The 5774-nt window shown below is 48.1% G+C and carries 6 protein-coding genes; 3 read left to right on the plus strand and 3 right to left on the minus strand.

Going from position 1 to position 5774, the window contains the following annotated elements; all coding sequences use genetic code 11:
• Positions 1-836 (plus strand): Ig domain-containing protein (locus IJG50_08040; protein ID MBQ3379793.1); only part of this gene is annotated, 836 nt, incomplete at its 5' end.
• A gap of 507 nt (positions 837-1343) precedes the next feature.
• On the opposite strand, the gene IJG50_08045 is transcribed toward IJG50_08040, so the two are convergent.
• From IJG50_08045 to IJG50_08055, 3 genes are all read right to left on the minus strand, one after another.
• A complete protein-coding gene (locus tag IJG50_08045) occupies positions 1344-2513 on the minus strand; it encodes an iron-containing alcohol dehydrogenase (protein MBQ3379794.1) in 1170 nt (389 codons plus the stop codon).
• Between the two features lie 93 nt (positions 2514-2606).
• Entirely contained in the window at positions 2607-3116 is a 510-nt protein-coding gene (locus tag IJG50_08050; protein MBQ3379795.1) for an ImmA/IrrE family metallo-endopeptidase, read from the minus strand.
• Between the two features lie 27 nt (positions 3117-3143).
• Positions 3144-3545 carry a helix-turn-helix transcriptional regulator gene (locus IJG50_08055; GenBank protein MBQ3379796.1) on the minus strand — a complete coding sequence of 134 codons (402 nt, stop codon included), beginning with the start codon at positions 3543-3545 and terminating at the stop codon, positions 3144-3146.
• 148 nt (positions 3546-3693) lie between these two features.
• Here IJG50_08055 and IJG50_08060 point away from each other — a divergent pair, with 148 nt between their 5' ends.
• Both IJG50_08060 and IJG50_08065 read left to right on the plus strand, forming a co-directional pair.
• Positions 3694-4890, plus strand: coding sequence for a DNA polymerase IV (locus tag IJG50_08060; protein ID MBQ3379797.1), 1197 nt, complete (start codon positions 3694-3696; stop codon positions 4888-4890).
• A gap of 65 nt (positions 4891-4955) precedes the next feature.
• Positions 4956-5522, plus strand: coding sequence for a DUF1273 family protein (locus IJG50_08065; GenBank protein MBQ3379798.1), 567 nt, complete (start codon positions 4956-4958; stop codon positions 5520-5522).
• Positions 5523-5774: the final 252 nt, after the last annotated feature.

The raw sequence follows: 5774 nt of genomic DNA on the forward strand, positions 1-5774 counted from the left end.
CCAATGTTACCTGGACGTCCTCAAATACCGGCGTTGCGACAGTGTCCGGCGGTACAGTCAAGGCAGTCGGAGCCGGTACGGCGACCATTACCGCAAGCGCAGGCGGAAAGTCGGCAAGCTGTACGGTAACGGTTACTTCCACAGTAACTGGAATCAGTCTGAATAAAACGTCCATGTCTTTGACAAGCGGTTCAAGCGAGACGCTGACAGCTACCATTACGCCTTCTTCCGCATCAGCCAATGTTACCTGGACGTCCTCAAATACCGGCGTTGCGACAGTGTCCGGAGGCACAGTCAAGGCAGTCGGAGCCGGTACGGCGACCATTACCGCAAGCGCAGGCGGAAAGTCGGCAAGCTGTACAGTAACGGTGAGCGCGATTAACAGGGGGGAGGAAGCATTCCGGTTTTTAGTTAACTATGTAAAAACTCATGCTTACAATGTAAAAGGCGGCATATATTATAACAGCCTGTACAGTTCCTGTTTTTTGATGTATGATACCGAAACAGACACCCTGACGTTTGCATATCTGTCGGAGGACGATACTGTTTACAGTTATATAGACATCAGCAATTCGCTCAAAAAACCATACACTGGATATTACCATAATACATCCGGTGAGTTATTGCAAGGGCGCGCAAATGTGGATCCCACTCAGGTGAAACAAGGAGGCACTCTGCCTTTTGCTTCATGGTCAGGTGAATCCTGGATGAGACCACACTCCGAGAAATTATTCTGTGATATTGTATATACTATATTGATGTGCTATGAACTTGATGTACTTAGCGGTACCGGCTATTCCATGGCTGACTTAGGCTTTACGGGCTTATACGAATAAGACCCACATATCTTTTTCGGCAGTTTTTCTAGGTGATGACAGTTGCTGTAACGCCATCGTATGCGCATAGACCCGTTATAAGGTGGTATACGATGGCATAGGAAAGGCTGTAGTTCAGGAATTGCGACATTTACTATACAATTTTGATAATAAAGCAGATGATAATCAGAGAGTAGAAACGGAATCCATAAGATAATCAAAAACGTCTCCGAACCAATAGATTCAGAGGCGTTTTTTATACCGTATTAACTTCCAATACATACCATCACATATTAAATATAAAATTATGTAAAACACATATGCTTTGTCAGCAATACCTGGTAGACTACAGAAGACTCAAAACTAAGAGAACCAGAGATATATTTACTGTAAAAAAGCTGCCGGAAATTTATAAACAGATGCGTGAATTGATAAAGTGTCCATAACGGGCGCAGCCCATATTGCTTTCCAAACAAAACCCCGAGGCGGTCAAAATCGACTGTCTCGGGGTTGCTTATGATATAATTATTACTTATACGAATCTTTGAGTATCTGAATCCTTTGCTCCTTCGTTATCTTTGCGGGGTCGGCGTTTAAGGTGTAGATGTTCGTCTTGAACGCGTTGTCAACGTATTCTTCGAAGCGGTCGGGAGTTATGCCGTAGTCGCTCATCTTTAAGTCGGCAACGCCGCAGTCTTCAATAAGTTTTGCGAGCGCGTCAACGAAGTCCATGGCCTTCGAAGCATCTTTTACGCCCATGGCCTTCGCCATGTTTATCATCTTTTCATCGCACGCGCCGAGATCGGCAAGCAGCTTGTAGTAAGCCACGCTCATCATGATAAGGCCCGCGCCGTGCGGAAGATCGGGGTGATATGCACTTAACGCATGCTCAAGACCGTGGTTTCCGGCAAGAAGCGTGAGCGCTTCGACTATGCCCGCAAGCGTGGAGCCCAAAGCCACGTCTTCGCGCGCCTGAGCGTTCGAGCCGTCGGCTACGGCTGCGGCAAGGCCCTTTGCGATATATTCTATTGATTTAAGCGAATATATCTGGCTGTTGAAGTTAGAGTATGTGCTTATGTAGCCCTCTGTAGCATGGAAGAGCGCGTCGAAGCCCTGATAAGCCGTAAGCTTCGGCGGAACGCTCATCATAAGGTCGGGGTCGACTATGGCGATGGTGGGGAAGGTGTCCTCGTTGCCCATGCCGATCTTTTCGTTCTGCTCGTTCGTCGCAACGCCCCACTGATCGGCCTCGGTGCCTGTGCCCGCGGTCGTGGGGATGGCAATTATCGGAAGCGCCTTGTTCTTCGCCATGGTGCGCTTGCCGGTGCCGCCTATCGCATAATCCCAGAGGCTGCCTTCGTTAGCAGCGAGCAGCGCAATGAGCTTTGCCGTGTCTATGGAGCTGCCGTCGCCAAGGCCCACGATCACGTCGCAGCCGTTCTCTCGTGCGAAGCGCGCGCCCTCTTCGATATCGACGGAGCGCGGATTGGTCTTTACCTTGTCGTATATAACATGCTCGATACCTGCGCGGTCGAGCTGCTCCTCAACGCGCGCAAGATAGCCGTTCACGCGCACCGATTTGCCGGAGGAGATGACGATAAGCGCCTTTTTTCCGGGAAGACCGCGCTTATGCATTTCATTAAGCTGGCCTCTGCCGAAAAATATCTTTGTAGGAACGAAAAATTTGAATTTTACCATATTTGACTCTCCTTTATATCTTTACTTTTTTTGTCTATTATATAAGAAACACGAGGGCAAATCAAGCCTTATCGCAATACGGCGCAAAATATGTTACTTTCCCAAAAAACGGCTGTTTACGTTCTGCGGCAGCGTGAGCGCGTGACCGCGCTGTATCATAGAAAACAGCTTGAACGCCACAAGATCAGGCGCGTAAGAGAGCGTGCGGCACATGGAAAAGTAGTCCATACCGCTTCCCGCAAGCGTCATCACATCCGCATCGGATATAAGCATCTCGGCGGCGAAAAGATTGGCCTGATATTCGGGCTTCGACGTCATCTCATAAAGCGAAAAGTCGCGCAGTACGGATGCGGCGGCAATATCGCGGTGCAGGCGGTCGTGACCCAGCTCGTGCGCGCATACTATGCGCTTGTCATGCTCGTTTAAATTTTCGTTTATCACTATAAAGCGCCCGCGGTTCATAACGCAGTAAAAGCCCTTGAGCGTTTTAAAATCCGCCCGCTCACGCACGTCGATACCCAGCTCACGGCATATTGAAAAGGGGTCGCTTGTCTTGTATTTTGATTTAAGACGGCAGACCTCTTTGAAAATATATTCTCTCATAAGAGCAAAGCATCTCCTTCGTGCCGATTATTTGAACCTGTCGGGCGTATATTTTTTCGCCTTGCGCTTAGAGTCGAAATATATCTCCATTATCGCCTGCATAAAGGCTTCGCGGTCGTCTTCGTTAAGGCCGCCGCCCGCGAACAGCGCGCTTGTCTGCTCTATTATGCTTTTTGCCTGAGCAGTTCCTCTGCTGCCGTATGTTTCTGTCGCTTCGCGTACAAATTCGTCTTCTGTGGAAAAAAGGTCGGACGGCGCGCAGCCGAAAACGCTGCACAGCTTCATTACGACAGCCTGATTTTTCGGATATGAGCGCCCCATTTCGTAATTTTGCAGCGTGCGCGTCGTAACTCCCGCAAAAGAGGCAAGCTCGCTTTGCGTCATGCCCTTGTCTTCTCTTAATTCTTTCAATTTATCCTTAAAGGCCATATGTGCCTCCCTTATAAAATACACGAAACTGTTTTCGCAAAAATGATGTTGACAAACGAAATATATTTCGTATAATATAAAAATATACGAAAAACTTTTCGTGTAAATTGTATTATTTTTTTCGTGTTTTGTCAAGGGGGTACTTCAGGTGAAACGCATAATTCTGCATTGCGATCTTAATAATTTTTACGCTTCGGTGGAATGCATGAAAGACCCGACGCTGTGGAGCGTACCTTTAGCCGTATGCGGAAGCCGCGAGGAACGAAGAGGTATAGTGCTGGCAAAGAACGAGAAGGCTAAGGCTTTCGGCGTAAAAACGGGAGAGGCCGTATGGGAAGCAAAAAAGAAATGCCCCGCTTTAGTCACGGTGCCGCCCGATATGAGATCGTATGTGTTTTGGTCTAAGGAGGTAAAGCATATATATGAAAATTATACCGATATAGTGGAGCCGTTCGGCATAGACGAATGCTGGCTCGATATGTCGGGAAGTGCCCACCTGTTCGGCGGCGGAACGCGCGCAGCGTATATGATAAAGGAAGAGGTAAAGGCGCGCACGGGACTTACTATATCGTGCGGCGTAAGCTTCAACAAGGTTTTTGCAAAGTTGGGAAGCGACTTAAAAAAGCCCGACGCCGTAACGGTCATTGCGCCCGAGGATTGGGAAAACACGGTATATCCGCTGCCCGCATCGGCGCTTATGGGCGTAGGACGCTCAACTTATAATAAGCTGTCGTCGCGGGGGATATTTACGATAGGCGATATAGCCCGCTCGGGCGAGGCGTTCATGAGGTCGCTTTTAGGAAAGAACGGGCTTTGGCTTTTACGTGCGGCACGCGGTCTTGACGCCGCCCGCGTTATAAGCGGCGAATATATGCCGCGGCCTAAGAGCATAGGACGCGGCGCGACTTATCCGCATGACATAATAAAGCCGTCGGAGATAAGAGCCCTTCTTTTAAAGCTTTCGCACGAGGTAGCAAGAAAGCTGAGAGCCGAACATTTTTTCGCGGGAGCGGTGCAGCTTGAAATTAAAAGAACGGACTTTTCAAAGCATGAATACAGCGTGCAGCTTAAATTTTTCACGCAGACTGCTTACGATATATGGAAATGCGCGCTAGAGCTGTTTTTCATGCGTCATGATATCATGGCGTTTCCGGTGCGCGCACTTTCGGTGCGCGCGTGCGATCTTAGAGAGGAAAACGCGCCCAGACAGCTTTCGCTTTTTGACGATGCAAAGCTTATGCAAAAGCATGAGCGCGCAGAGAGAGCGATGGACATTATAAACGGAAAATACGGCAAGAATACCATTCAGGTCGCTTCGTGTAAGTTTGATCCGGTGAGGATATGATCTGTTCTTGTTTTGATTGAAATATCAAGCCGTGAGTGATGAAATAAAAATACGGAGGAAAAGGTATGCAAACGAAAACATGCTGCTTCAGCGGACACAGGCCAAAGGCCTTTCCGTGGAAATACGATGAAAGCGCTCCTCAGTGCGTATGGCTTAAAGGGCGCATAGCCAATGAGATAGAAAAGGCCGTGGCAGACGGATTTACGCGGTTTATCGCGGGAGGCGCAGCCGGCGTCGATATGTGGTGCGCCGAGGCCGTTATAGACTTTAAAAGAACTCATAACAGAGATGATATAAGCCTTGTGCTGGCGATACCTTTTTTAAACTACGCCGTATATTTTTCCGAAAAGGAAAAAGCCCGCCTGGTAAAGATCATCGAAGCCTCGGATGAGCGCATACTTACATCGTCGGAGGAAGATAAAAGTCACGCAGTGCGTAAATATTATAAAAGAAACGAATATATGGTAGATAACTCGCAGAGACTTATAGCCGTTTTTGAGCCGGATCTAAGTACGAAGGGCGGAACTAAATATACTGTGGAATATGCAAAAAAAGTAGGCGTAGAGGTGGTAACTATACGCTGGGATCGCGAATATGCCAAAAAGGCATCTGAAAATAGGGATATGCAATGATAAAAAACACATGCGCAGGGTTTAAAGCACGGGTAAACACGCAGCTTTCAGGCTGCGTATTTATTTTAACACGAGCAAAGAAAAAGAATAACGCCGACAGCCTGTCGGAACGCGAGGCCGTCCCGAAAATTGTGTAAACCTCCGATAAGGTGTAAAATAGAAGCACCATATTGGAGGTTTAATTATGAGCAGCAGAAGAAAACGCAGTTCCGAGGAACGAGCACGGAGGGAGAAAATTCGTGAATTGCTGCA

This window comes from Clostridia bacterium, assembly GCA_017405765.1.
In the GTDB taxonomy this organism is placed as follows: domain Bacteria; phylum Bacillota; class Clostridia; order Oscillospirales; family RGIG577; genus RGIG577.